Raw genomic sequence first — 23532 nt, forward strand, 5'->3', positions numbered from 1 at the left:
GAAAACCGATGATCTGCTCTTCCGTGAACCGCTTCTTCAAGTCCGTTCTCCTCGTATAAAACGAACTTTACTAAGTTTCAGGTGGCCCTGTTTAGGGGGAGCAGGTCATGCCGCTGAAAAGCGCTTTTAGATTGACTCTTGTTTGATACTTCAACACGCCGCCCCGCTGGTGCGGCGGCGAAAGGCGGCTCTGCCGCGATGGCGCTCGGTACCATCTGTGCGACAACGCAGACCAATAATGACCTGCACCAACTCCAAACTCACATAGAGGGAAAATATGGAAATTCACGACACCGGCACCATGACGGTGCTATCGCGCACCCGCCGCCTGAATGTTTCGCAGATCGGTGAGGAGGCGGCATTGGTGTACGGCGAGCTTCATACTGAGGCTGCTGCGCGAGGTCTTGCGGTTAACGGGCCGGCAGTCTTTGTTGCTCGATCCATGCCGCAGGACGCACACACCCTTTTCGAGATTGATTTTTGCTTGCCAGTCGCTGGTGACGACCTGCCCACGTTGCCACCCTTGCGATGCGCTCGCCTAATTTACGAGGGGCCGCTAGCCAACCTGTTCGTTCAGGGCTATCAAACGCTGCTTCAGAGTATGGCCGATAAAGGTCTGACTCCGAACGGCGAATCCCGAGAGGTCTACCATGTTTGGTATGGACCAGAATCAGATGACAACCGGATTGAAGTACAGATTGGCGTCGCAAGCTCGACAGACGACAAAGCGCAGTAATTGATTGATGTTGCGCCGTCGTCGGTGATTTGCTGTCATTCCCCTGTTTGCGATAGTATTTGTAATAGTTTTACTACTACGATTACTACCGATTGCCATCAAGATGGCGACACAAACCTGGCCAGGCCCCGATGCCGCTGTCACCAAAAGAAAGCCCCGCCGAGGCGGGGCCGTGGTGCAGACCGAGAATTACCGCCGACGCAGCGCAAGCCGGACATGACGCCAGAAGATGCGCCATTCGCCACGCTGGCCGCCATCGAGCAGCAGCGACCGGAACATGGCGAAGGCTTCGGCGGGGCGCTTGCGGTACGCCTGGGCCATCGCTTCGTCGTGCGGCTTGTCCTTCATCGCTCAAACTCCATTGCCGGGAGAGGATGCGCCCGCGCGATGTTCTCCATGTTGAAGACGTACTCGCGGCGGCCGAGCGTCGAGGGCTTGGCCCACGTCGCTTGCGCCGCCTGTGCCAGCAGGCGAACGTCTCGCGCATGATCGGTGGCAAGGCCGGAAACATGGTCGGGGATATCCCGAGGGTCTTCGGCGCGCTCCCAGGCTTGCAGCCAGTGGGCGATGCGGCGGCTGTCGGGCACAAAGCCGAGCGCGTAGCGCATGAGCCGCATCAGCGCGGCGTGTTCTGCATTTCCGAACATCGTTGTCATCCTCGCTTCAGGCTGCCGCCGTTGGCGCGCCCCCAGTTGCTTTGCATGTGCTCCTTGACTGCCTGCTTGTAGGCCGGGTTCCACATCGTCCGGCCCATCATGAAGTGTTCTGCGCGACTACTGGTGGTTTGCAGGCCGGTTCGCGGGTCGAGCTTCGTCCGCTGCGCAAGCGGATTGACGGCATCGGCCAATGGCTTAGCGGGCGCAAGGATTTGCCGCAACCCAAGCGCCGCCATCGACACGCCGCCTGCAAGCCCCGCCGCGATGCCGGTCGCCTGCTTGGCGATGAAAGTGAGCGCCACCGTCAGCCCCAGCACTTGCAGACCGACCATAAACGGATGCTGTTGGCCATCGCCGGACAAGTTGGCCGACGCGACGAAGTGATCGAAGGCAACGATGCCGAACGACATGATGAGCGCCAGAATGACCACGGTGAAGGTGTAGTTGAGAACCTGCCCCATCCAGCTGTCGAAGAACTTCGACGTAACGGGGAACATCAGGGCCAGGATAAACAGCGGTCCCAGCGCGAACAGGATCGCCAGCGCGAACTTTGCCATGATGATGTTGACGCCGCCGACCAAGGCGAAGGCCAGCGTTCCCAGAGAGATGAACACGGCGGCCAGTACCCAACTAACGGCCGCGCCGATGTTCCAGCCTGCTTCCAGCGCATGATCGAGGCACGTTGAGGCCATCGTCGCCCCCTTGTTGAGCACGCCGTCCAGCGTTTCGTAAATCGACGTCGGTGGCGTTGCCGAACTGGCATCCAGCACGCTGGAAAGGCCGGTTTCCAGCCCCTGGAACGTCTCGACGACGTGGGCGTGATAGCCGTCCGCCGTGAGAGCGAAAGACGCGATGATGACAATCTTTACGCACTGCTTGATGAAGGTCGGAAAGGGAGCCTCAATCGATCCCGTCGCGATGGCATAGCCCGTCAGCACGAAGTACAGCGTCACGCCCAGCAGCGCGGTCATCTGGAGCTTGTAGATCAGGTCCGCAGCGGCGGGCACCACGAACGCATTGGTGGCGTTCGTGACCGTCTCGCCGATGAAGGTGAAAAGGGTCCAGTCCGGCATGGTTTACTCCCCCTTCTTCTTGAACGTCGGAGCCGTTGCGTTGACCCCGGACTGTGTCCCGAAAGCAATCGCATCCCTGGCCGCCTGAGCGTTGACACAGTTGGGGGTGAGCGCGAGTTCGCCGGGATTGGCTTTGCACTTGGCAAGCATCGCCTCGCGCTCGGCCTTGTGCGCTTTGTACCAGTCCACCGACTGGACGGGTTCGGGAGCCTTGTTGCAGCCCGCCAGAATGGCCGCTGCTGCGATGGAAAAGACGATCTTTCTCATTTTCGCATCTCCCGCGCTTCCGCTTCGATAATGCGGCCTGCCTCGCCATGCCGGCGTTCGGCTTCGTGGGCGCGCAGATAGTCCAACGCATGGGCCAGCTCGGCGGCATCGATGATGCGCAGGGCCGCTACCGTGCGCAGCGCGCTTTCGCGGGTGCCGGCCCAACTGCCGGCGAGCCGTTCGCCCGAGTTGCGCAACGCGAACAATGCAATGCCGATGCATGCGGCCGAGCACAGAACGGCGACGTAGGAATTGATCGGGTCTGCCTGGTGCGGCAGCGAGAAGCCGAGCCAATCGGCGGCCGCCATGGCGAACGGCATCACGCACATGATGGCGGCCACGTGATCGTTCTGGCGCAACGACGGCGCACGGCGGGCGACTTCCTGGGCGTAGCCCAGACGGTCGATACAGACCCAGAAGCGCCACAGAAACAGCAGCACGAAGGCCGATGCTGCCATCAGCCACAGGTGAACATAAGTGATCATGGGTTGCCCCTCCTTTCGATGTAGTGACCGGTTACCCCGGCCGGATTACCAACAGCTTCGATCGACGAGAAACGCGTCGTGCAGATACGGAACATTCGCCAGCTCCTCCAAGGCTTCATCCACGGTTCGGAACCACAATTGACGCCCGTGGTCGTCAATGACGCGCCGGAGGTCTCCGGCGTCCTCCACGCTCAAGGCGTATCCGCGCCGCCGATTCGCCTTGAGGATCACGCGCACGAGGCCGGTTCGCTCCAGGCTGTCGCAGTAGGCGTCTAGGTCTCGATAGCGCAAGGGCGCTGTCGGGCGGCGGCGTTGCGGCCGTTCGCTCATCCGATGGCGTTCTCCCTTCTGCCCAAGATCGCGCCAATGCGCGCCATGTGGTGCCGGATCGTCTCGGGCGAAGCTGCGCGAGTCGGCGGCTCGATGGGTGCGGACTGCGAGCGAAGCCGCTTTTCCTTCACTGCCAGTCCCGCCGAAGGCGCAAAGTGTCCTTGCCGGTAGCGCGCCACAATCGCGCGGAACCATCGTTCGGGCGTGGTCTTGAGGCTTCGGGTCGCCATCACACCCGCCAGCTCGTCCAGCAGCATTTGGGCGTCGCTGCCATCGATGCCGGCGAGCATCCGGGACATCACAAGCCGTTCGCCCGGCTCCATCCGCGAAGGCCACACCAAAGCGCCGCAGGCGCCTTTCTCCGCCTCGCCCGGCATGGGCGAGGGGGGCGGCGTGTGGATAACTTTCGCCGGTAGTGGTTGTGACGGTTCATTGATGGTTCTGTGTGGTGGTTCATGGGGTGACATAGCTCTGTCACCGGGGGGGGTGACAGAGCTGTGTCACCCCCGGGGTGTCACCGGTGCCGCCCCCCGGTGCCAATCTGTCGGAGGGGGGTGACGATTTGTCGGAGGGAGGGGCGAGGCTGAGGCTGTAGACGTTGGACGACTGGCCCCCGTCTTTCCGGTAGTTACGTTCGATGTGCAAGAAGCCTGCTGCTTCCAGCTCCTTCAATACACGCTGCACGGTGCGTTCGGACGTACAGCACTTTTCGGCAATGAGGCGGACACGTGGCCAGCATTGGCCGACCTCATCGGCTGCATCGGCCAGCGCCATCAGGATCAGCTTTGAATTGGGCGGCAGTCGCTGCTCCCACGCCCAGTTCATTGCCTTGATGCTCATCGCACCGCTGCTCCCGACGCGCTGCCATCGAGAGCCAGCGCGTCTTTCACCTGAAGAGTGCGGAAATACACGCGTCGTCCGACACGCAGCATCGTGGGCTTGAGCTTGCGGGCTACGTCGGTATCCGAATACAGGGCGACCCGAATGCCATCAGGGGAGCGGCCAAGTAATCCGGCGACATCGCCGAGACTCATCAGCGGACCATATCGCTGAAGGAGATATTCTTCCGTTGTCATCAATCCATCCACCGCAAGAAAGAGTAGATGGACGTATTTTTTGACTGGAAGAAAAACGAGTCAAACGCAAGTCATTGATTTATAAGACCAAAATACAGCATCTTGGTCAGCCAACCTATATCGTCGGAAACAACCAAAACGGTATATCTTGGCTTTTAAGTGTTTCGCGCCCTGGCGAAAAAATCGAATCAAATCAATGTCTTGACGGGTGCATAATCGAAAACAAGATTTCAATAAATAAATTTCATGAATGATCCGCCTTTTTCGCTACCTGATCGAGCTTTCCGACCAAATCCTCCGCGCGCAGGTGGGTGTAGCGTTTGAGCATCTGCATCGACTTGTGGCCGCTGATGGCGGCGACTTCTTGATCGGACAAGCCTGCCTCCACGAAGCGGCTCACAGCCTCATGGCGCAGGTCGTGAAAGCGGAAGTCGGGCACGCCTGCTTCCTTCTTGATGCGCATCCACACCGGATTGAACTGGTAGGGCCGCCGTTTGCCGTCGCGCCCCGGCTCGCCGAAGAAGATCAGGTCGGTATCGATGGGGCGCACCGGGTTGTTCAGCGCTTCGCGGAGCAGGCGTGTCGCCTCGGTGGTCAGCGGCACGGTGCGCGGCAGGGTGTTCTTCGTTTCCTGAAGGCGCACCACGCGCCGGGCCAGATCGACCTGACTGCGGCGAAGGCCCACGATCTCCGAGGAACGCATCCCCGTTTCCAGGGCAATGCGAACGATCCAGCCGAGCATCGGGTTCGAGTGAGCATCAACGGCCACTATCAGCCGCGCTTCTTCCTCGCGCGTCAGCCGCCGATCACGGCCCGGACTGGGTGCGGGTCGGCGAATGCTCTGCACCGGGTTATAGGTCAGCCCGATGCCCCACTCCTTGATCGCCACGTTGTACAGGTGGCCGAGTAAGGCGAGGTCGAGCCGCACCGTGTTAGGCGAGCGAGGCTTCGGCGCAGGCTTGCCCTTGGCGTCCTTGCGATCCAACCCGGCGAGCCGGTCGTCGCGGTACTTGGCGATGAGTTCAGGCGTCAGCGCGGCCAGCGAGTACTTGCCCAGGTGCTGCATCAGCGGCTTAGCGTGGCGCGCGTCGCTGGCGGCCGATGCCGGGCGCTTGGTCGGTGAGACTTCGGACAGGTAGCGCTTGAGCGCTTCTTCGATGGTCATCCGCTCGGACGGCGCACGTTGGATGTAGACGCCGCGCACCATCTCGTCTTCGGTGCGCCGCGCCCAATCCTCAGCGTCGCGTTTGGTGCGGAAGGTTTTGGCTGTGGTCGGCCATCCCGTCTTGCGGATGACCGCCTTCCACGTGCCGGAGGGTGTCTTGACGATGGTCGCCATTCGGTTGCTCCAGAACAGGGCTCGTGTACCGCCACTGTACCGAAACTGTACCGAAGCGCCAGCGCACGCGAAGATGGTGGGCCCAGCAGGACTTGAACCTGCAACCGACGGATTATGAGTCCGCTGCTCTAACCTATTGAGCTATAGGCCCTTTTTGACTTTTCGCGGTTCGTCTTGCCGCCGCTTCCGCCTTGCTCTCGCCCTGCCGATCCGGTCTCGATCAGTGGATTATGAGTCCTCTGCTCTAACCGACTGAGCTACAGGCCCGAGGGTTGGCATGATAGCAGATTATGGCTTACTGGTTACCGGGTTCGCTATCCAAGAAGCTCTTCAGCCGCTCCGAACGCGTCGGGTGGCGCAGCTTGCGCAGCGCCTTGGCCTCGATCTGACGGATACGCTCGCGGGTCACGTCGAACTGCTTGCCGACTTCTTCCAGCGTGTGGTCGGTGTTCATGTCGATGCCGAAGCGCATGCGCAGGACTTTCGCCTCGCGCGGCGTCAGCGTGTCGAGCACTTCCTTGGTCGCCTCGCGCAAGCTGGCGTACATCGCCGCCTCGGACGGCGCCACGGTCACCGAGTCCTCGATGAAGTCGCCCAGATGCGAATCGTCGTCGTCGCCGATCGGCGTTTCCATCGAGATCGGCTCCTTGGAGATCTTCATGATCTTGCGGATCTTCTCCTCGGGCATCTCCATCTTCTCGGCCAACTCGGCCGGATCCGGCTCGCGCCCCGACTCCTGCAGAATCTGGCGGCTGATCCGGTTCATCTTGTTGATGGTCTCGATCATGTGCACCGGGATACGGATGGTGCGCGCCTGGTCGGCGATCGAGCGGGTGATCGCCTGACGGATCCACCAGGTCGCGTAGGTCGAGAACTTGTAGCCGCGACGGTATTCGAACTTGTCCACCGCCTTCATCAGGCCGATGTTGCCTTCCTGGATCAGGTCGAGGAACTGCAGGCCGCGGTTGGTGTACTTCTTCGCGATCGAGATCACCAGACGCAGGTTGGCCTCGATCATTTCCTTCTTGGCGCGACGAGCCTTGGATTCGCCCATCGACATCTGACGGTTGATCTCCTTGAGCTCTTTGATCGACAGCATGGTGCGTTCCTGCATCTCGTCGATCTTGGTCTGCTTCTCGATGATCGCGTGCTTGAAGCGCGACAGCGCGTCGCTCCACGGCCGGCCGGCGTCGATCTCGCGCACCACCCAGTCGGTGTCGATCTCGTGGCCGGGGAAGCTGGCGATGAAGTGGTTGCGGTCCATGCGGACGCGGGTCACGCAGATGTCCTGGATGGTGCGTTCGTAGCGACGCACTTCCTCGACCTGCGAGCGCAGGCTTTCGCACAGCGCCTCGATCTGGCGGGTCGAGAAACGCACCTTCATGAACTCGGCGGAGATCGCCTCCTGCAGCTCGATGTACTGCTTGTGGCCGGTGCCGTGCTTTTTCAGCACCTCGAGCAGTTGCTCGAACAGCACTCGCACGCCGGCGAAGTGCTCGAGCGTCTGGCGCTTGAGTTCCTCGAGGTTGGCGTTGGTGGCCGCCTCGGCGGCCGCCTCGTCGTCCTCGGCCTCTTCTTCGTCCTCCTCGCCCTCGAGCGATTCGTCCTCGTCCACCGGCTCGGGGAATTCGACCTCCTCGGCAGCCTCGGCGTCCGGGTCGATGAAGCCGTCGACGACCTCGTCGACGCGGATCTCTTCCTTCTCGATGCGGTCGACCAGCGCCAGCACTTCGGCGATGGTGCCCGGACAAGCCGAGATGGCCTGGATCATGTTCTTCAGGCCCTCCTCGATGCGCTTGGCGATCTCGATTTCGCCTTCGCGGGTGAGGAGTTCGACCGAGCCCATTTCGCGCATGTACATGCGCACCGGGTCGGTGGTACGACCGAATTCGGAGTCGACCGACGACAGCGCCGCCTCGGCCTCTTCGACCGCATCCTCGTCGGCGACGGTAGGCGTCGCGTCGGACATCAGCAGGGCCTCGGCGTCGGGCGCCTCCTCGCACACCTGGATGCCCAGACCGGCGATCATCGTGACGATGTTCTCGATCTGCTCTGCGTCCGACACGTCTTCGGGAAGATGGTCGTTGATTTCGGCGAAGGTGATGTACCCCCGCTCTTTACCCAAGGCGATCAGCTGCCGCAGACGGCGTCGCTGCTCTTCCAGGCTCATTTGCGGAGCTTGGTCCTTGTCCTGCGAATCCTTGTTGTGCTCGGGAGAAGCCGCCATTTCGATTCCTGCTCGAAAAAAAGCCGAAAAAACACTCAATTATACCACAAAATCAGCTGTCTGCCGGGCCGCCGGCTTGGGTGCGGCTCAGCAACAGAGCCCAGAGCAATCGCTTCTCTTCCGGGCTTAGACCTTCGTGTTGACTCTTCAGTTTTAACTCGTCCAGCTGCGCGTCGTTCAAGACGCGCCACAAACGCGCGACCCCCTCGCGGAAACCCTCGCGGTCGGCCTCGTCCGGCTCGGCGAACTCGCTCGCTTCCTTAAGCGCGTGGTTCAGGATGCTGTCGATCAGCGCGTGGTAGGGGGTGTCGCGCAGGCTCTCGACCAGTTGCCCTGTCGACGGCGGCACCTCGTAGCCCTGCAGGCGCTCGACCAGCATCGCGAAACAGGCGGCCTCGTCGGTGAGTGGCACGCTATCGGGGATCACGATGTCGGCGGCCCAGCCCGGGTTCATCAGCAGCCAGCGGATCTGGCGCCGCACGATCGGCGTCACGTCGCGCCGCTGCGACTGCGCCGGCAGGCGGAACTCGCGCCTGCCGCGCGGCGCCGCCGGCTTGCCCTGCCCGCTCAGCACGTCCAGTTCGTCGAGCGTCACGCCGGCCAGCTCGGCCAACCTTTTTTTGACGATCAGCCCCAGGGCCGGCGCGGCGATCTGCGCCAGCAGCGGCGACGCGAGCTTGAGCAGATGCGCGCGCCCCTCGGGCGACTCCATGTCGACGCGGCGCGTCAACTCCTGGGTGAAGTACACCGACAGCGGCAGACTGTCGGCCAACAATCTCTCTTCGAAGCGTTCGGCGCCGAATTCGCGCACGAAGCTGTCCGGGTCGTGCTCGGCCGGCAGGAACAAAAAGTGCAGCGCCTTGCCGTCGACGAGAAAAGGCAGGCTGTTTTCCAGCGCCCGCCACGCCGCCTTCTGCCCGGCCGCGTCGCCGTCGAAGCAGAAATAGACGTCGTCGGCGTGGCGCAGCAACTTCTTCACATGCTCGCCGGTGGTGGCGGTGCCGAGCGTCGCCACCGCGTAGCCGACGCCGTGCTGCGCCAGCGCGACCACGTCCATATAGCCCTCGACCACCAGCACGCGGTTCTTGTCGCGGATCGCCTGGCGCGCCTCGTACAGGCCGTACAGCTCGCGGCCCTTCTCGAACAGCGGCGTCTCGGGCGAATTCAGGTACTTGGGCTCGCCCTTGCCGAGCACGCGGCCGCCGAAGCCGATGATCGCGCCGCGCTGGTTGCGGATCGGGAACATCACCCGCTCGCGGAAGCGGTCGTAGCGCTTGCCTTCTTCGCCGGCGATCACCAGCCCGACCTCCTCGAGCCGAGCGTCCTGATAGTCGGGAAACACCTCGGCCAACCCTTGCCAGCCGGCCGGCGCGTACCCGAGGCCAAAGCGGGCGGCGACCTCGCCGGTCAGGCCTCGGCCTTTCAGGTAAGTGATTGCATTGGGGGCGGTTTTCAACTGCTGGCGGTAAAACTGCGCGGCCCGCTCGAGCAGGTCCTCGAGGCTGACCGCGCGCTCGCGCGCGGCGCGCGTCGCCTCGGGGTTGGCCGAGCGCACCTCCGGCACAGGCATGCCCATCTGCTCGGCCAACAGGCGCACCGAGTCGACGAAGCCCAGCCCCTGGTACTCCATCACGAAGCCGATCGCCGAACCGTGCGCGCCGCAGCCGAAGCAGTGATAGAACTGCTTGGCCGGGCTGACGGTGAACGACGGCGACTTTTCCTTGTGGAAGGGGCAGCAGGCCAGGTAGTTCTGACCGGCCTTCTTGAGCGGGACGTAGCGGTCCACCACGTCGACGATGTCGACGCGGGACAGCAACTGGTCGATGAAGTCCTGCGGGATCATCCGCGCCGATCAGCCGGCCAGACGGGCCTTGATCGCCGCCGACACCTTGGCCATGTCGGCGCGGCCGGCCATCTTCGGCTTCACCAGCCCCATCACCTTGCCCATGTCGGCGACGCCGGCAGCGCCGCTCTCGGTCACCGCGGCGTCGATCAGCGCGGCGATCTCGTCGTCGCTCAACGGCTGCGGCAGGTAGGCGGCCAGCACGGCCATCTCGGCGCGCTCCTTGTCGGCCAGATCCTGGCGCGACGCGGCCTCGTACTGGGCGATCGAGTCGCGGCGCTGCTTCTGCATCTTGTCGACCAGCGCGACGATCGCGGCGTCGTCGAGTTCGACGCGCTCGTCGACCTCCTTCTGCTTGATCGCGGCCAACAGCAGGCGGATGGCGGCGAGGCGTTCGGCGTCCTTGGCCTTCATCGCGGCCTTCATGTCGTCGCTGATACGGGTCTTCAGGCTCATGGGATATCTTTCTCGGAACGGATCGATGAGGCGCGCCGGCGCGGGATCGGCGCGCACCGTGCACAAAAGCCAAGACCGCAGGCCGGGGCCTGCGGTCTTGGATTCACGCCTGACGCGAAGCTCTTAGTAGAGTTTCGGCGGCAGCTGCTGGCTGCGCAGACGCTTGAAGTGGCGCTTCACGGCGGCAGCGGCTTTGCGCTTGCGCTCGGCGGTCGGCTTCTCGTAGAACTCACGGGCGCGCAACTCGGTCAGCAGACCGGTTTTCTCGACGGAGCGCTTGAAGCGACGCATGGCTACTTCGAACGGCTCGTTCTCTTTGACGCGAATGATCGGCATGGGCTGAAATCCTTAAATTCTTGTAGAGCGTTGAACTCTAAAAACAATATTCTAGCAAGTTGCGCGGGAATAGAAAACCCTGCAACCGATATGACAAGCCAACTGTGCGGTTTGCGCCTCAGGACTTGTGCGAAGCAATCACCCCCTCGCTTGGCGAGCTGGGCGTCGCACTGTAAAAGCGTTTAGGCATGCGGCCGGCCAGATAGGCTTCCCGCCCGGCCTCGACCCCCATTTTCATCGCGCGCGCCATCCGCACCGGGTCACGGGCGGCGGCGATCGCGGTATTCATCAGCACGCCGTCGCAACCGAGCTCCATCGCGATCGCCGCGTCGGACGCGGTGCCGACGCCGGCGTCGACCAGCACCGGCACGCGGCTCTGCTCGATGATGAGCTGCAGGTTCCACGGGTTCAGGATCCCCATGCCGGAGCCGATCAGGCTCGCCAGCGGCATGATCGCGCAGCAGCCGATGTCCTCGAGCTCGCGGGCGATGATCGGGTCGTCCGAGGTGTAGACCATCACGTCGAAGCCCTCGCCGACCAGCACTTCGGCGGCCTTCAGGGTTTCCCTGACGTTCGGGTACAGATTGCCCGGATCGCCCAGCACCTCGAGCTTCACCAGACGGTGGTCGTCCAGCAGTTCACGCGCCAGACGCAGCGTGCGGATCGCGTCGTCGGCGCTGTAGCAGCCGGCGCTGTTCGGCAGCAGCGTGTAGCGCCCCTTGGGCAGCGCGCTCAGCAGGTTGGGCGTGTTCGGGTCCTGCCCGAGGTTCACGCGGCGGATCGCCACGGTGACGATCTCGCAACCGGAAGCGTCGAGCGCCCGCGCGGTTTCGTCGAAATCCTTGTATTTGCCGGTACCCACCAGCAGCCGCGAACCGTATTCGCGGCCCGCGATCACGAGCTTGTCGTCCACCCGTTGACTCCTTCCTGTCGGTTCTGTCTCTTTTGTGTAAGTCCCGCGCGCGCCGTGTTGTCGTTGTTGTCGTCGCCGCGCCCGTCGCGCTCAGCCGCCGCCGACCGCCACGACCACCTCGAGGCGGTCGCCCTCGGCCAACGTCTGCTCGGCGTGCCGGCTGCGCGGCACGATCTCGCCGTTGCACTCGACGGCGATGCGCTGGCCGGTGAGGCCGAGCGCGACGAGCAGGTCGTGTACCGAGGACACGCCGTCGAAACTGCGCGCCTCGCCGTTGACGTAAATATTCAATGTCATCTCCTCTCCACCCGCTGCACGAAGGGCACCTGGCCGACCGCGGCCAACACCTGCTCGAGGTGGGCGAGGTCTTCGACCTGCAGGCGGAAATGAATGTGGATGTAGCCGTCGCCACCGTGGGTGTCCTGGGTGTCGACCGACTCGATGTTGGCCGAGGCGTTCGAGATCGCCGCCGCGATCTCGGCCAGCGAACCGCGCTCGTTGCGCGCGATCACGCTGACGTTGACACCGAACATGCGGTCCTTCTGCGCGTCCCAGGTCACCTCGAGCAGCTTCTCGGCGTCGACCTTGCGCACGTTGGCGCAGTTGCTGCGGTGGATCACCAGCCCCTGGCCCTTGGTCATCACGCCGACGATCTCGTCGCCGGCGATCGGGTGGCAGCAACCGGACAGGTGGACCGCGCCGCTCTCGGTGCCGCGGATGGTGACCGGGCCGACGCGCACCGCCTCGCCGAGCCGCTCGCCGGCCAGTTCGACCAGACGACGCGCGGCGACCACCGGCAAGAGCTTGCCGACGCCGATGTCGGTCAGCACGTCGGCGAAGGCGTGTCCGCCGTAGGCCTGCAGGTAGGCGGCGCGCAGCTCGTCGCCGAGCTGCAACGGCGGCGACGACAATGCGGCGAGCGCCTGCTTGAGGAGCCGCTCGCCCAGCTGGGTCGCCTCGCTCTTTTGCAGGCCCTTCAGATAGTTGCGGATGCCGGAGCGCGCACGCCCGCTGGCGACGAAGTTCAGCCACGACGGGTTGGGCTTGGCCTGCGTCGCGGTGATGACCTCGATCGTGTCGCCGTTCCTGAGCACGGTGCGCAGCGGCACCAGCGTGTGGTTGACGCGCGCGGCGATGCAGCGATGGCCGACGTCGGTGTGCACCGCGTAGGCGAAGTCGACCGGCGTCGAGCCCTGCGGCAGCACCATGATCTTGCCCTTCGGGGTGAACACGTACACCTCGTCCGGGAACAGGTCGATCTTGATGTGCTCGAGGAACTCGATCGCGTCGTCGCTCTCGGCCTGGATGTCGAGAATGCTCTGCAGCCACTGGTGGGTGCGCTGCTTGGCCTCGTCGAGCGAGCCGTCGCCGCTCTTGTACATCCAGTGCGACGCGACGCCCGCCTCGGCGACGCCGTTCATCTCGCGGGTGCGGATCTGGATCTCGACCGGCGTGCCGTAGGGGCCGAACAGCGTCGTGTGCAGGCTCTGGTAGCCGTTGCCCTTCGGGATCGCGATGTAGTCCTTGAACTTGCCGGGAATCGGCTTGTACAGGCTGTGCAGCGCGCCGAGCGCCAGATAGCAGCTGGGCACGTCGTTGACGATCACCCTAAAGCCGTAGATGTCGAGCACCTCGGAGAACGACAGGTGCTTTTCCTGCATCTTGCGGTAGATGCTGTGCAGGTTCTTCTCGCGCCCCTTGATTACCGCCTCGATATTGCACTCGACCAGCTTCTGGCTGATCGCGCGCAGGATCTTGCTGACCACCTCGCGACGGTTGCCGCGCGCGGCGCGCACCGCCTTAGACAGCACGTGGTAGCGGTGCGGATGCAGGTGCTTGAACGCCAGATCCTGCAGTTCGCGGTAGATCTTGTTCAGGCCGATGCGGTTGGCGATCGGCGCGTAGATCTCCAGCGTTTCGAGCGCGATGCGCTTGCGCTTGTCCTCGCGCATCGCGTCGAGCGTGCGCATATTGTGTAGACGGTCGGCCAGCTTGACGAGGATGACGCGGATGTCGCGCGCCATCGCCAACACCATCTTGCGAAAGTTCTCCGCCTGCGCCGCCTCCTTGGTCTCGTACTCGAGCCGCTCGAGCTTGGAGAGACCGTCGACCAGGTCGGCGATGGTCTTGCCGAACTCGCCGATCAGCGTCGGCTTGGTGACGCCGGTGTCCTCCAGCGTGTCGTGCAGCAGCGCGGCTGCCAGGCCCTGCGCATCCAGCCGCCACTCGATCAGCAGGGTCGCGACCGCCAGCGGATGGGTGATGTAGGGCTCGCCGCTCTTGCGCGCCTGCCCTTCGTGCGCGTCGCGGCTGACGACGAAGGCGCGCCGCAGCATCGCGACATCCTCCGGCTTGAGGTAACGCCCCGCCGCCGAGAAAAAGGCCTCGGCGTCGGCGTCGATCAGCGCTTTGTAATCGATGGCGGAGACGGGGACTTCAGACGTCATTGCAAGCGAAGGGATGAGCGTGCCGGGACGGATGGGCCGATCAGGCCTTGCCGCGGTTCAGGACTTCCTTGCCGACGTGGCCGGCGGAAATCTCGCGCAGCGCGACCACGGTCGGCTTGTGGCGGCCGCCCTCGACGAAGGCGGTCGCGCCGGACGCCAGCTGGCGCGCGCGGTAGGCGGCGGCCAGGGTCAGGTCGAAGCGGTTCTCGATGCGGTCGAGGCAGTCATCAACGGTAATACGGGCCATTGTCGTTCCTTGAATGTAAAGCCGCCGTTCAGGCGAAAACTATATAAAAAACCGGCGTATCGACCAAGCACCCCGATCAGGGCGCGGTCTTCATCGACGCGATCAGCGCCGCGTGGCGGGTCAGCTGCTTAGTCGCGCGCAGGCGTTCGGCGCGAATGATGCTGATCAGGTCCTGCTTGGCAACCTCGATGTCGTCGTTGACCAACACGTACTCGAAATTGCCGACGTGGTCGATTTCGGAGCGGACCACCGCGAGGCGGCGCTCGATCACCTCGTCGCTGTCGGTCGCCCGGCCGCGCAAGCGCGCCTCCAGCTCGTCGAGCGACGGCGGCAGGATGAAAATGCTGATCGCCTCGGGGAAGGCCTCGCGCACCTGCTGCGCTCCCTGCCAGTCGATTTCGAGCAGGATGTCGTCGCCCTCGGCCAACCTTTCGCGAATCCACAGCGAACTGGTGCCGTAGTAGCGGCCGTAGACCTCGGCGTGCTCGAGGAACTCCCCCCGTTCCAGGCGCGCGAGGAAAGCGTCGCGATCGACAAAATGATAGTGCACGCCGTCTACCTCGCCCTCACGCGGCGCACGCGTCGTGTAGGAGACCGACAGCTTCACACCGGGTTCGGCGGCGAGCAAGGCGGCGACCAGCGTGGTTTTACCGGCGCCGGACGGGGCCGTGACGATATAGATGTTACCACCGGGCTTGGCCATGATCGTTGCGATAGTCTGTAAAGATTAATTTTTCAGAATACCACAACCGTCCCCGCTGAATAAGCGCACACGGGAAAATCCCAAGCCAGGCCGCGCCGCCGCCCGGGCAAAAAAACAAACCCTCCGCCCTAAGGCGGAGGGTGAGACTTGCCCGGCGCGACGCTGCCGCCGCGCCTTTGGACGGGGGCGCGATCAGATCGCCCAGCCGCCCGCGTAGAACACCGCCAGCGCCACCGCGATCAGCACGGTACCGACGTTGAGCTTCTTGAATTCGCCACCGACGATGCGGCCGACGACGAGGGTGCAGAAGCCGAGCATGATGCCGGTCACGATGTTGCAGGTCAGCACGATGAACACCGCGCACACCAGACCCGCCATCGCGTCGATCATGTCGTCCATGTGCAGCTTGCTGATGCTGCCCAGCATCAGGAGGCCGACGTACATCAGCGCGGGAGCGGTCGCGTACGACGGCACCAGGGCGGCCAGCGGCGAGAAGAAGATCACCACCAGGAACAGCAGACCCACGACCACGGCGGTCAGGCCGGTCTTGGCGCCGGCGGCCACGCCGGCGGCCGATTCGATATAGGCAGCCGCCGGGGCGCCACCAAAGAAGCCGGCGAAGATCGAGCTCACCGAGTCGGTGGTCAGCGCCTTGTTGCCGTTGATGATCTGGCCGTCCTTGTCGAGCTGGCCGGCCTGACCCGCGACGGCGCGGATGGTGCCGGTCGCGTCGAAGATGGCGGTCATCACCAGCGCGAGCACGCTCGGGATCACGGCGGCCGTCAGCGCGCCCTGGATGTCCATCGAACCGATCAGCGACTGACCCGCAGCGCCGAGGCTAGGCATCGCGAACACGCCGGAGAACTTCACCGCCGGGTCGAAGGCCAGGCCGACGAGCGAGATCGCGACGATCACCAGCAGAATGCCACCCGGCACGCGCAGGCGCTCCATGCCGAAGATCGCGGCCAGCCCCAGCAGGGACATGTAAACCGGGAAGGCGGTGATGTCGCCCAGGTGCACCGGCAGGCCCGGGTGCGGATTCTTGATCACCAGACCCACGCCGTTGGCGGCGATCAGCAGCAGGAACAGACCGATGCCGACGCCGGTGCCGTGCGCGATGCCGGCCGGCAGGTTGCGCAGGATCCAGGTACGCACACCGGTCACGGTGATCGCGGTGAATACCACACCCATCAGGAACACGGCGCCCAGCGCCACCTGCGGCGACAGACCCTTGCCGAGCACCAGACCGAAGGCGGTGAAGGCGGTCAGCGAGATCGCGCAGCCGACGGCCAGCGGCAGCTTGGCCCACAGCCCCATCAACAGGGAGCCGAAGGCGGTGGTCAGGCACACGGCGACGAACACCGCGCTCTTGTCGAAGCCCGCCTCACCCAGCATGCCCGGCACGACGATGACCGAATAGACCATCGCCAGGAAGGTGGTGACACCCGCGATCACCTCTTGGCGCTGCGTACTGCCGCGCGCGGTGATCTGGAAATATTGATCGAGTTTGCCTCTGCCCGCAGAAGCCCCCACCCCGGCACCAGTCAACGGCTGGCAATCTTGTTCATTCATGATACAGCTCCTTTATCAGCGTGCTGAAACGGCCGGCAATCCGTCCGTCATCAGGTTTGCTCTCATGTCTTACGTGTTTGTGAACAAGGGAAAGGTCAGACAAAGCCATGCGGCCCGCGCTTCTCTTTTTCCCTGCAGTTTGCAATTGCAACCGGAGCGGCACGGAGGGATCACCCCCGCAAACAACCCCGATAGTTTGGGCTGAAGCGAGCAGAAGGGAAAGCGCAGGAGGGACAAGGACAAGCGCAGCGCCCGTATCAGGCACGCCGCGACATCGCCACCCACGCCGCCGACGCGGCGCGGACGCGCGCCATCCCGATGCGGGACGGTACGAGTTTTCTCCTCCTGGACGGTCGGCGCCGCCAAGCGGTCGCGACCCTCTCTTTCTCTTTGCAGAACACGCTCCCGAACGGAACTCTTTTTATCGTTGGTTTCCGTTACACCTCGGGTTGATCGGCCAACCCTAGTCGGGCGCCGAGTCGTGAACTTATCTTACAAGGAAGATACTTTTTTGCACAACCGATTCTGTGCCCGGCCGTTTCGCGGGCCACCGCCACGAAAAAAATCGCCAAAACACGGAAAAACACGCACAAATTCGGCAAAAATTGCACAAAAATATGTTGCAAAATCACCCATCACCCGAGCCGTCACCGCCATCGCCACCCGAATTGCCGCCAGAAAAGCCGCTTCGGCGGCGCGGATGGCTGCCCCCTCCGCCGCCGTAGCGGTCGCATATCGACAAACTTGGCGATAACAGCCTGACAATACAAAACAAAAAGAAATAACGACCACCCGGCTCGCGCAAGAAAAAGCGCCTTCACAGTCTCTTTTTATAAAGCAAAGCACGGGCGCGGCCGCCCCACCCGTTTCGCCGGGCATCGCATACCCCACCTGCCCCGCACCCGGCAGACCAAGCCGACGCGCTGCTGGCGGCCGTGGCATGGCTTTTAGTCTAGACTGGCAGGGTTTTCCTTTCCTGCGCCGTTCGCCGGCCGCGACGAGTTGCCCATGCCAACCTCCTTCGACTACGCCACCCATCTGAAGAGCGCGATCCGCACCGTGCCCGACTGGCCGCAGCCGGGCGTGATGTTCCGCGACATCACGCCGCTGCTGCAAACCCCTAGGACCTTCCGGCTGCTGATCGACGTGTTCGTGCACCGCTACATGGACGCCGACGTCGACCTGATCGCCGGGCTCGACGCACGCGGCTTCATCATCGGCTCGGTGCTCGCCTACGAACTGAACCTCGGCTTCGTGCCGATTCGCAAAAAGGGCAAGCTGCCGTTCACCACGGTGGCCGAGGAGTACGAACTCGAGTACGGCAACGCCACCGTCGAGATGCACACCGACGCCTGTCGCGCCGGCGACCGCGTCGTGCTGGTCGACGACCTGGTCGCGACCGGCGGCACGATGATGGCCGGCTACAAGCTGCTGCAAAAGCTCGGCGCCGAGGTGGTCGAGGCCGCCGCGATCATCGAGTTGCCCGAACTGAAGGGCGGCGAGCTGATCCGCACCGCCGGCCTGCCGCTCTACACCGTATGCAGCTTCGACGGCGAGTAGCTCGATACCGGCAACGAAAACGGCCGCCCTCGGGGCGGCCGTTCTGCCTAGGTGCTCGCTGTCGGGTCAGCCCGCCTGCGGGCCTTGCCGGTGGGCGCGCCGCCGCTCGGCCTCCTCGGCCTCGCGCGCCTTGCTGATGAACAACCACACGCAATAACTGACCATGCCGGTCGCGACGACGATGGTGAGCAGGCTCAGAATGCCCACGTAGGACGACAGCAGCTCTTTCCACAATTCCATGGTCTTGCCCTTTCCCGCATCGCCGGTCTCGCGACCGGCTTCGTGTATGGATACCACTGCAGGATAAGGAGGCGGGCCGCACCCGGCCTTGACCCAAGTCAAGCATCATAAGCATGCCAAAGACGGCGCGGCCATGCCTTCAAAGCCGTCGTTTCACACATTCCGCAGCAATCCGGAAAACCCTGCCCCAAACACGAAGCCCCGCACAGGGCGGGGCGGAAAGGCGGTTCAAGGTTGGCCGAGCTTACTTCTGGCCGAGGTCCTTGGCGAGGAAGAAGGCGTCGGAGAAGAACTCCTCCTCGGGCAGGGCGCGCTCGGCGGTGAAGCTCTTGTGCGCCGCCTCGACCATCACCGGCGCGCCGCAGGCGTAGACCTGGTAACCCGACAGGTCGTCGAAGTCGTCGAGCACCGCCTGGTGGACGAAGCCGGTGCGGCCGGTCCAGTTGTCTTCCGGCAGCGCCTCGGACAGCACCGGGATGAACGAGAAGCCCGGCAGCTTTTCTTGCCACGAGCCGGCCAGCTCGGCCATGTAGAGGTCGGCCTTGGTGCGCGCGCCCCAGTACAGCACCATCGGTCGGGTGATGCCGTTGTGGATCGCGTGCTCGACGATGCCCTTGATCGGCGCGAAGCCGGTACCGCTGGCGATGAACACGATCGGCTTGTCCGACTCCTCGCGCAGGAAGAACGAACCCATCGGCCCCTTGAAGCGCATGATTTCGCGCTCCTTCATCGTGTTGAACACGTACTCGGAGAAGCTGCCGCCCGGCTGGTTGCGGATGTGCAATTCGAGGAAGGCGTCGTCGTGCGGCGCGTTGGCGATCGAGAAGCTGCGCTTCTTGCCGTCCTTCATCAGAATGTCGATGTACTGGCCGGCGCGGAACTGCAAGCGCTCGGACACCGGCAGCTTGAGCTTGAGAATGGCGACGTCGTGGACCTTGACGATCGACTCGACGCGACAGGGCAGCGTCTTGATCGGGATGTCGCCGATGCCGGTCACCTCGCGCGCCTCGATCGCGATCTCGGCCTGACCCTCGGCAGGGCGCGCGCAGCAGAACAGCGCGAAGCCCGCCGCGCGCTCGGAGTCGGTCAGCGCCTTTTCCTGGTGCGCGCCGTGCTCGACGACACCCGACACCACCTTGCCCTTGCAGGCGCCGCATGCGCCGTCGCGGCAGCCGTACGGCAAGCCAATGCCCTGACGCAGGGCCGCTTCCAGCAGCGTTTCACCCGCCGCCACCGCAAAGCCGTGGCCGCTCGGGAGCACCTTGACCTGACACGTCATCTCGTTCCTCTACTTCAAAAGATCGCTAAAATGCGCGGCATGCGAACCCTGCTGATAGCCGGCCTCGGCGACGTCGCCCGCCGCGCCCTGCCCCTCCTCGCCCGCCGCTGGCGGATCCTGGCGCTCGCGCGCTCCGACGAAGCCGCCGCGCGCGCCCGTGCGCTGGGGGTGCTGCCGGTGCGGGCCGACCTCGACGACGCCGCCTCGCTCGCGCGCGTCGCGAACCTCGCCGACGCGGTGCTGTACACCGCGCCGCCGCCGCTGTCCGGCGACGTCGACCCGCGCGTTCGCAAGCTGTTGTCCGCGCTGGGAAAAGGCGCAAGCATACCACAGCGCTGGGTCTACATCAGCACCACCGGGGTCTACGGCGACGCCGGCGGCGCCTGGATAGCCGAAACCGCGCCGACGCGCCCGGGCAGCGCGCGCGCGCGGCGCAGGCTCGACGCCGAGACGCGCCTGCGCGCCTTCGCCGCGCGCCACGGCGCCGCCCTGACCATCCTGCGCGCGCCCGGCATCTACGCCGCCGAGCGGCTGCCGCTCGAGCGGCTCAAGGCCGGCACGCCGTGCATCGAGTCGGGCGACGACGCCTGGTCCAACCACATCCACGCCGACGACCTGGCGGCGATCTGCGTCGCCGCGCTCGCCCGCCCTGCCGGCATCCGCGTCTACAACGCCTGCGACGACGCGCCGTGCGCGATGGGTGACTGGTTCGACGCGCTGGCCGACGCGCACGGCCTGCCGCGCCCGCCACGGCTGCCGCGCGACGCGGTGCGGCAGGCGGTATCGCCGGCCTTGTGGTCCTTCCTCGCCGAATCGCGCCGCGTGTCGAACGCGCGCCTTCGGCACGAACTCGGCGTCGAACTGGCGTGGCCGAGCGTGCACGACTGGCTCGCGCGCGGGCTCGGCCAGGCTTGAGCGCCGCGCGGCGACTCGCGCCGCGGCGGACGATTCGGTAACATTGCCGTTTTTTTACGCTGCCATCCGCCAACGCCATGGAAAACCCGGCTTTTCAACGCCATATCAAGAGCTTCGTGCTGCGCCAGGGTCACCTGTCGCCGAGCCAGCAACGCGCCATCGACGAGGGCATGCCGCGCTGGGGCATCGAATACCGCCCCGCGCCGCTCGACCTTGACGCCGCCTTCGGCCGCGCCGCGCCCAAGATCCTCGAGATCGGCTTCGGCATGGGCGGCGCGACCGCCGAGATCGCCGCGGCCCTGCCCGGCAACGACTACCTCGGCGTCGAGGTGCATTCGCCGGGCGTCGGCAACCTGTTCAAGCTGATCGCCGAGAAGGAGCTGGCCAACCTGCGCGTGATCCGCCACGACGCGGTCGAGGTGATCGACCACATGCTCGCCGACGGCAGCCTCGACGGCATCCACATCTTCTTTCCCGACCCGTGGCACAAGAAGCGCCACAACAAGCGCCGCCTGATCCAGACTCCCTTCGTCGCCAAGCTGGTCAAGAAGCTCAAGACCGGCGGCTACCTGCACTGCGCGACCGACTGGGAGGACTACGCGCTGCAGATGATGGAGGTGCTGTCGGCCGAGCCTGAGCTTGCCAACCGCCACGACGGCTACGCGCCGCGCCCGGACTACCGCCCGCTGACCAAGTTCGAGCAGCGCGGCATCCGCCTCGGCCACGGCGTGTGGGATCTGGTGTTCGAACGCCGCTGAGCGTCGTCCGCCCGCAAGGCAAAAGGCTCGGCCAACCCGATGAGGTTGGCCGAGCCTTTTTCAGACGGCGTCGGGCGGCACCAGCCGGGCGATGTCGTCGACCAGTTCGTGCGGCCGCACGCCCGGTTCGTAGCGCTTGACCAGCCGCCCCTGCGAATCGATCAGGAACTTGGTGAAGTTCCACTTCACCGGCTGCGGGTAGGGGCTGTCGGCGCCGGTCAGCCAGCGCCACAGCGGCGGCGCGGCCGGGCCGTTGACGTCGACCTTGGCGAACAGCGGGAAGCTGACGTCGAAACGACGCTTGCAGAACTCGGCGATCGCCGCGGCGCTGCCCGGCTCCTGGCCGCCGAACTGGTTGCACGGAAAGCCGAGCACCGCGAAACGCTCGGCACCGAAATGCCGGTACAGCTCTTCGAGCCCCTCGTACTGCGGCGTGTAGCCGCACTCGCTGGCGGTATTGACCACCAGCACCACGCGGCCGCGGTAGTCGGCGAGGGCCTCGGACTCGCCGGACAGCCGCTCGGCGTCAAAGTCGTAAAGCGTAGTCATCGCATTCCTCCATCGCTATAATTTCCCGAGTCTTTTACTCGGTTTTTACACGATGTTCACTCCCAGCCGTCAGGACGCGCGCCAGTTCTTCTTCGATACCTGGCGCAAGCACAAGGCGGGCGATCCGCTGACCGATCTGGAAAAGCTCACGCTGTCGATCCTGATCGAGCACCCCGAATACCATCCCATCGTAGACAATCCCGACCGCTATGGAGAACGCGAGTGGCGGCCGGAGGACGGCGACACCAACCCCTTCCTGCACATGGGCCTGCACCTGGCGATCGAGGAACAATTGTCGATCGACCAGCCCTTCGGCATCCGCGCGCTGCACGACGCGCTCGCGCGCCGGCACGATGCGCGCCACGCCGCCCAGCACGAGATGATGGAATGCCTCGCCGAGATGATCTGGCACGCGCAGCGCAACGGCGGCATGCCCGACGTCAACCTGTACCTGACCTGCATCCGCGGCCGGCTCGGCCTGGGCGCCGAGGACGTGCCGCGCGCGAATCCGGGCGACATCGACTGAGCCGCGGCCCCGACGCGACAACGCCCGGCCAAGGCCGGGCGTTTGTCCGTCCGGACCAGCCCCGTGTTCAGGTCGCGTTCCGCCGCGCGCGCCAGTCGTCGAGCGCGACGTCGATCGCCTCGAGCGAGCCCATCAGCCGCAACCAAGGCGCCGCACTCTTGAGCCCGACGCAACCGCCGCCGCCGATCCAGACCTCGGTCGTGTCGGACAGCAGCGGCCGCAGGCGCGCGACCTCGTCCAGCGGCGCGCCCTGGTACGCCACCGAGAACGACAAGGCGACCACGTCGACCCGGTGCTTGGCCGCCGCCGCCGCGATGTCCGCCAGCGGCAGCTCGGTGCCGAATCCTATGGTTTGCGCGCCGGACAGGCGCAAGATGGCCTCGACCATCATCAGGCCGATCGAGTGCCCCTCGCCCTGACAGGTGGTCAGCATCACGCGCGGCGGCGCGCCGGGGACCGGCATCGCCGCCAGCGTCTCGCGCAGCAGGCGCTTGACCTCCTCGGTATAGAGGTGCTCCTCGTGCACCTGGATATCGCCGCGCATCCACGCGTCGCCGACCACGGTGTTCGCGTGCGGCAGGAATTCGGTCACGAAGCGCCGCAGCCCCAGCTCCAGCAGGCGCCGCTGCATCAGCTCGCGCAGCGCGTGCGCGTCGTGGCCGGTGAGCCGCTCGACGAAGCCGGCGCAGATCTCCGGCACCGGCCGCTCGGGCCGGTTGGCGACGGCGAGCTCGGCCAACTCGGCGTCGGACAACTTCACCAGCTTGCCCGGCCGGAACCCCATGTCCATCAGGCGCCGGACCAGACGCAGCTTGTCGACCTCGCCGGCCGTGTATACCCGGTCGCCAGCCGCGTCGCGCGCCGGCGCCGGGAAGCCGTAGCGCCGCTCCCACATGCGCAGCAGCTCCTTGGGAATGCCGGTTTCCCGCTCGACGGCGGCGATCGGCAGGCCGATCAGCCCCTCGTTCCCAGCCATCTTCCCTCCCGCCAGAATCAAAG

General features: G+C 64.7%; 30 protein-coding genes and 1 tRNA gene. 5 read left to right on the forward strand and 26 right to left on the reverse strand.

The window, feature by feature from the left end:
• The first annotated feature begins 277 nt into the window (after positions 1 to 277).
• Positions 278 to 736: a GyrI-like domain-containing protein gene (locus EV683_RS07935; RefSeq protein ID WP_131862430.1), complete on the forward strand. Its 459-nt coding sequence runs from the start codon at positions 278 to 280 to the stop codon at positions 734 to 736.
• A gap of 189 nt (positions 737 to 925) precedes the next feature.
• Here EV683_RS07935 and EV683_RS07940 read toward each other — a convergent pair whose 3' ends face one another.
• The 22 genes from EV683_RS07940 to EV683_RS08040 all read right to left on the reverse strand — a co-directional run bounded on the left by EV683_RS07940 (position 926) and on the right by EV683_RS08040 (position 17585).
• The gene (locus EV683_RS07940; protein ID WP_131862431.1) at positions 926 to 1084 is read right to left on the reverse strand and encodes a hypothetical protein; all 159 of its coding nucleotides are present in this window, start codon (positions 1082 to 1084) and stop codon (positions 926 to 928) included.
• Positions 1081 to 1392 (reverse strand): hypothetical protein, encoded by a 312-nt coding sequence (locus EV683_RS07945; protein ID WP_197457455.1) that lies wholly within the window; start codon positions 1390 to 1392, stop codon positions 1081 to 1083. The genes EV683_RS07940 and EV683_RS07945 overlap by 4 nt, the downstream gene beginning before the upstream one ends.
• Entirely contained in the window at positions 1389 to 2465 is a 1077-nt protein-coding gene (locus tag EV683_RS07950; protein ID WP_131862432.1) for a TrbL/VirB6 family protein, read from the reverse strand. Before EV683_RS07950 ends, EV683_RS07945 begins: the two co-directional genes overlap by 4 nt.
• A 3-nt stretch (positions 2466 to 2468) precedes the next feature.
• Positions 2469 to 2732: an EexN family lipoprotein gene (locus EV683_RS07955; protein WP_131862433.1), complete on the reverse strand. Its 264-nt coding sequence runs from the start codon at positions 2730 to 2732 to the stop codon at positions 2469 to 2471.
• Positions 2729 to 3217 (reverse strand): hypothetical protein, encoded by a 489-nt coding sequence (locus EV683_RS07960; RefSeq protein WP_131862434.1) that lies wholly within the window; start codon positions 3215 to 3217, stop codon positions 2729 to 2731. Before EV683_RS07960 ends, EV683_RS07955 begins: the two co-directional genes overlap by 4 nt.
• Before the next feature lie 45 nt (positions 3218 to 3262).
• Complete coding sequence (locus EV683_RS07965; protein ID WP_066612727.1) at positions 3263 to 3547, reverse strand: hypothetical protein; 285 nt, start codon at positions 3545 to 3547, stop codon at positions 3263 to 3265.
• Positions 3544 to 3846, reverse strand: a complete 303-nt coding sequence (locus tag EV683_RS14425; protein ID WP_207910422.1) for a hypothetical protein — start codon at positions 3844 to 3846, stop codon at positions 3544 to 3546. The genes EV683_RS07965 and EV683_RS14425 overlap by 4 nt, the downstream gene beginning before the upstream one ends.
• 175 nt (positions 3847 to 4021) lie before the next feature.
• Positions 4022 to 4387: a helix-turn-helix domain-containing protein gene (locus EV683_RS14430; protein ID WP_207910423.1), complete on the reverse strand. Its 366-nt coding sequence runs from the start codon at positions 4385 to 4387 to the stop codon at positions 4022 to 4024.
• Entirely contained in the window at positions 4384 to 4623 is a 240-nt protein-coding gene (locus tag EV683_RS07975) for a plasmid-related protein (protein WP_082824190.1), read from the reverse strand. Before EV683_RS07975 ends, EV683_RS14430 begins: the two co-directional genes overlap by 4 nt.
• Positions 4624 to 4867: 244 nt before the next feature.
• Positions 4868 to 5962: an integrase gene (locus EV683_RS07980; RefSeq protein ID WP_131862435.1), complete on the reverse strand. Its 1095-nt coding sequence runs from the start codon at positions 5960 to 5962 to the stop codon at positions 4868 to 4870.
• 74 nt (positions 5963 to 6036) lie between these two features.
• Positions 6037 to 6113, reverse strand: a tRNA-Ile gene (locus EV683_RS07985).
• 144 nt (positions 6114 to 6257) lie between these two features.
• Positions 6258 to 8189 carry an RNA polymerase sigma factor RpoD gene (gene rpoD / locus EV683_RS07990; protein ID WP_066612742.1) on the reverse strand — a complete coding sequence of 644 codons (1932 nt, stop codon included), beginning with the start codon at positions 8187 to 8189 and terminating at the stop codon, positions 6258 to 6260.
• A 52-nt stretch (positions 8190 to 8241) separates the two neighbouring features.
• Positions 8242 to 10032 carry a DNA primase gene (gene dnaG / locus EV683_RS07995; RefSeq protein ID WP_131862436.1) on the reverse strand — a complete coding sequence of 597 codons (1791 nt, stop codon included), beginning with the start codon at positions 10030 to 10032 and terminating at the stop codon, positions 8242 to 8244.
• Positions 10033 to 10041: 9 nt separating this feature from the next.
• Entirely contained in the window at positions 10042 to 10488 is a 447-nt protein-coding gene (locus EV683_RS08000) for a GatB/YqeY domain-containing protein (protein ID WP_066612746.1), read from the reverse strand.
• A gap of 123 nt (positions 10489 to 10611) precedes the next feature.
• Positions 10612 to 10824, reverse strand: a complete 213-nt coding sequence (gene rpsU, locus EV683_RS08005) for a 30S ribosomal protein S21 (protein WP_066612747.1) — start codon at positions 10822 to 10824, stop codon at positions 10612 to 10614.
• Positions 10825 to 10942: 118 nt separating this feature from the next.
• Positions 10943 to 11737 carry a thiazole synthase gene (locus EV683_RS08010; RefSeq protein ID WP_066612752.1) on the reverse strand — a complete coding sequence of 265 codons (795 nt, stop codon included), beginning with the start codon at positions 11735 to 11737 and terminating at the stop codon, positions 10943 to 10945.
• Positions 11738 to 11827: 90 nt separating this feature from the next.
• Positions 11828 to 12034 carry a sulfur carrier protein ThiS gene (thiS, locus tag EV683_RS08015; protein ID WP_231879871.1) on the reverse strand — a complete coding sequence of 69 codons (207 nt, stop codon included), beginning with the start codon at positions 12032 to 12034 and terminating at the stop codon, positions 11828 to 11830.
• Positions 12031 to 14184 (reverse strand): RelA/SpoT family protein, encoded by a 2154-nt coding sequence (locus EV683_RS08020; RefSeq protein WP_131862437.1) that lies wholly within the window; start codon positions 14182 to 14184, stop codon positions 12031 to 12033. The genes thiS and EV683_RS08020 overlap by 4 nt, the downstream gene beginning before the upstream one ends.
• A 40-nt stretch (positions 14185 to 14224) precedes the next feature.
• A complete protein-coding gene (gene rpoZ, locus EV683_RS08025) occupies positions 14225 to 14431 on the reverse strand; it encodes a DNA-directed RNA polymerase subunit omega (RefSeq protein WP_066612758.1) in 207 nt (68 codons plus the stop codon).
• Between the two features lie 76 nt (positions 14432 to 14507).
• Positions 14508 to 15137 (reverse strand): guanylate kinase, encoded by a 630-nt coding sequence (gene gmk, locus EV683_RS08030; protein ID WP_481764293.1) that lies wholly within the window; start codon positions 15135 to 15137, stop codon positions 14508 to 14510.
• A gap of 189 nt (positions 15138 to 15326) precedes the next feature.
• A complete protein-coding gene (locus EV683_RS08035) occupies positions 15327 to 16706 on the reverse strand; it encodes an NCS2 family permease (protein WP_066612763.1) in 1380 nt (459 codons plus the stop codon).
• A 492-nt stretch (positions 16707 to 17198) separates the two neighbouring features.
• Positions 17199 to 17585, reverse strand: a complete 387-nt coding sequence (locus EV683_RS08040; RefSeq protein WP_131862439.1) for a hypothetical protein — start codon at positions 17583 to 17585, stop codon at positions 17199 to 17201.
• 129 nt (positions 17586 to 17714) lie between these two features.
• On the opposite strand from EV683_RS08040, the gene EV683_RS08045 reads away from it, so the two are divergent.
• Positions 17715 to 18266: an adenine phosphoribosyltransferase gene (locus EV683_RS08045; protein ID WP_207910424.1), complete on the forward strand. Its 552-nt coding sequence runs from the start codon at positions 17715 to 17717 to the stop codon at positions 18264 to 18266.
• 66 nt (positions 18267 to 18332) lie between these two features.
• Here the strand turns inward: EV683_RS08045 and EV683_RS08050 are convergent, their stop codons facing one another.
• Together EV683_RS08050 and EV683_RS08055 are read right to left on the reverse strand one after the other, a co-directional pair.
• Complete coding sequence (locus EV683_RS08050; RefSeq protein ID WP_082824191.1) at positions 18333 to 18506, reverse strand: DUF3149 domain-containing protein; 174 nt, start codon at positions 18504 to 18506, stop codon at positions 18333 to 18335.
• Positions 18507 to 18750: 244 nt separating this feature from the next.
• On the reverse strand, positions 18751 to 19785 hold the full coding sequence (locus EV683_RS08055; RefSeq protein WP_131862441.1) for a CDP-6-deoxy-delta-3,4-glucoseen reductase: 1035 nt from the start codon (positions 19783 to 19785) through the stop codon (positions 18751 to 18753).
• Between the two features lie 39 nt (positions 19786 to 19824).
• On the opposite strand from EV683_RS08055, the gene EV683_RS08060 reads away from it, so the two are divergent.
• Both EV683_RS08060 and trmB read left to right on the forward strand, forming a co-directional pair.
• Entirely contained in the window at positions 19825 to 20700 is an 876-nt protein-coding gene (locus EV683_RS08060; protein WP_131862442.1) for an SDR family oxidoreductase, read from the forward strand.
• Between the two features lie 77 nt (positions 20701 to 20777).
• Positions 20778 to 21458, forward strand: a complete 681-nt coding sequence (gene trmB, locus EV683_RS08065) for a tRNA (guanosine(46)-N7)-methyltransferase TrmB (RefSeq protein WP_131862443.1) — start codon at positions 20778 to 20780, stop codon at positions 21456 to 21458.
• A 60-nt stretch (positions 21459 to 21518) separates the two neighbouring features.
• On the opposite strand, the gene EV683_RS08070 is transcribed toward trmB, so the two are convergent.
• Positions 21519 to 22007 carry a glutathione peroxidase gene (locus tag EV683_RS08070; protein WP_131862444.1) on the reverse strand — a complete coding sequence of 163 codons (489 nt, stop codon included), beginning with the start codon at positions 22005 to 22007 and terminating at the stop codon, positions 21519 to 21521.
• Between the two features lie 52 nt (positions 22008 to 22059).
• Here EV683_RS08070 and EV683_RS08075 point away from each other — a divergent pair, with 52 nt between their 5' ends.
• Entirely contained in the window at positions 22060 to 22533 is a 474-nt protein-coding gene (locus EV683_RS08075; RefSeq protein ID WP_066612780.1) for a DUF1841 family protein, read from the forward strand.
• A gap of 67 nt (positions 22534 to 22600) precedes the next feature.
• On the opposite strand, the gene EV683_RS08080 is transcribed toward EV683_RS08075, so the two are convergent.
• On the reverse strand, positions 22601 to 23509 hold the full coding sequence (locus EV683_RS08080; protein ID WP_066612781.1) for a MerR family transcriptional regulator: 909 nt from the start codon (positions 23507 to 23509) through the stop codon (positions 22601 to 22603).
• Positions 23510 to 23532 lie beyond the last annotated feature (23 nt).

It is taken from the genome of Crenobacter luteus (assembly GCF_004345725.1).
Lineage (GTDB): Bacteria > Pseudomonadota > Gammaproteobacteria > Burkholderiales > Chromobacteriaceae > Crenobacter > Crenobacter luteus.

Coding starts and splice junctions, on each gene's coding strand:
- EV683_RS07935 (WP_131862430.1), top strand. CDS start 278: ATGGAAATTCACGACACCGGCACCATGACGGTGCTATCGCGCACCCGC.
- EV683_RS07940 (WP_131862431.1), bottom strand. CDS start 1,084: ATGAAGGACAAGCCGCACGACGAAGCGATGGCCCAGGCGTACCGCAAG.
- EV683_RS07945 (WP_197457455.1), bottom strand. CDS start 1,392: ATGACAACGATGTTCGGAAATGCAGAACACGCCGCGCTGATGCGGCTC.
- EV683_RS07950 (WP_131862432.1), bottom strand. CDS start 2,465: ATGCCGGACTGGACCCTTTTCACCTTCATCGGCGAGACGGTCACGAAC.
- EV683_RS07955 (WP_131862433.1), bottom strand. CDS start 2,732: ATGAGAAAGATCGTCTTTTCCATCGCAGCAGCGGCCATTCTGGCGGGC.
- EV683_RS07960 (WP_131862434.1), bottom strand. CDS start 3,217: ATGATCACTTATGTTCACCTGTGGCTGATGGCAGCATCGGCCTTCGTG.
- EV683_RS07965 (WP_066612727.1), bottom strand. CDS start 3,547: ATGAGCGAACGGCCGCAACGCCGCCGCCCGACAGCGCCCTTGCGCTAT.
- EV683_RS14425 (WP_207910422.1), bottom strand. CDS start 3,846: ATGTCCCGGATGCTCGCCGGCATCGATGGCAGCGACGCCCAAATGCTG.
- EV683_RS14430 (WP_207910423.1), bottom strand. CDS start 4,387: ATGAGCATCAAGGCAATGAACTGGGCGTGGGAGCAGCGACTGCCGCCC.
- EV683_RS07975 (WP_082824190.1), bottom strand. CDS start 4,623: ATGACAACGGAAGAATATCTCCTTCAGCGATATGGTCCGCTGATGAGT.
- EV683_RS07980 (WP_131862435.1), bottom strand. CDS start 5,962: ATGGCGACCATCGTCAAGACACCCTCCGGCACGTGGAAGGCGGTCATC.
- rpoD (WP_066612742.1), bottom strand. CDS start 8,189: ATGGCGGCTTCTCCCGAGCACAACAAGGATTCGCAGGACAAGGACCAA.
- dnaG (WP_131862436.1), bottom strand. CDS start 10,032: ATGATCCCGCAGGACTTCATCGACCAGTTGCTGTCCCGCGTCGACATC.
- EV683_RS08000 (WP_066612746.1), bottom strand. CDS start 10,488: ATGAGCCTGAAGACCCGTATCAGCGACGACATGAAGGCCGCGATGAAG.
- rpsU (WP_066612747.1), bottom strand. CDS start 10,824: ATGCCGATCATTCGCGTCAAAGAGAACGAGCCGTTCGAAGTAGCCATG.
- thiS (WP_231879871.1), bottom strand. CDS start 12,034: ATGACATTGAATATTTACGTCAACGGCGAGGCGCGCAGTTTCGACGGC.
- EV683_RS08020 (WP_131862437.1), bottom strand. CDS start 14,184: ATGACGTCTGAAGTCCCCGTCTCCGCCATCGATTACAAAGCGCTGATC.
- rpoZ (WP_066612758.1), bottom strand. CDS start 14,431: ATGGCCCGTATTACCGTTGATGACTGCCTCGACCGCATCGAGAACCGC.
- EV683_RS08035 (WP_066612763.1), bottom strand. CDS start 16,706: ATGAATGAACAAGATTGCCAGCCGTTGACTGGTGCCGGGGTGGGGGCT.
- EV683_RS08040 (WP_131862439.1), bottom strand. CDS start 17,585: ATGCCCGGCGAAACGGGTGGGGCGGCCGCGCCCGTGCTTTGCTTTATA.
- EV683_RS08045 (WP_207910424.1), top strand. CDS start 17,715: ATGCCAACCTCCTTCGACTACGCCACCCATCTGAAGAGCGCGATCCGC.
- EV683_RS08050 (WP_082824191.1), bottom strand. CDS start 18,506: ATGGAATTGTGGAAAGAGCTGCTGTCGTCCTACGTGGGCATTCTGAGC.
- EV683_RS08055 (WP_131862441.1), bottom strand. CDS start 19,785: ATGACGTGTCAGGTCAAGGTGCTCCCGAGCGGCCACGGCTTTGCGGTG.
- EV683_RS08060 (WP_131862442.1), top strand. CDS start 19,825: ATGCGAACCCTGCTGATAGCCGGCCTCGGCGACGTCGCCCGCCGCGCC.
- trmB (WP_131862443.1), top strand. CDS start 20,778: ATGGAAAACCCGGCTTTTCAACGCCATATCAAGAGCTTCGTGCTGCGC.
- EV683_RS08070 (WP_131862444.1), bottom strand. CDS start 22,007: ATGACTACGCTTTACGACTTTGACGCCGAGCGGCTGTCCGGCGAGTCC.
- EV683_RS08075 (WP_066612780.1), top strand. CDS start 22,060: ATGTTCACTCCCAGCCGTCAGGACGCGCGCCAGTTCTTCTTCGATACC.
- EV683_RS08080 (WP_066612781.1), bottom strand. CDS start 23,509: ATGGCTGGGAACGAGGGGCTGATCGGCCTGCCGATCGCCGCCGTCGAG.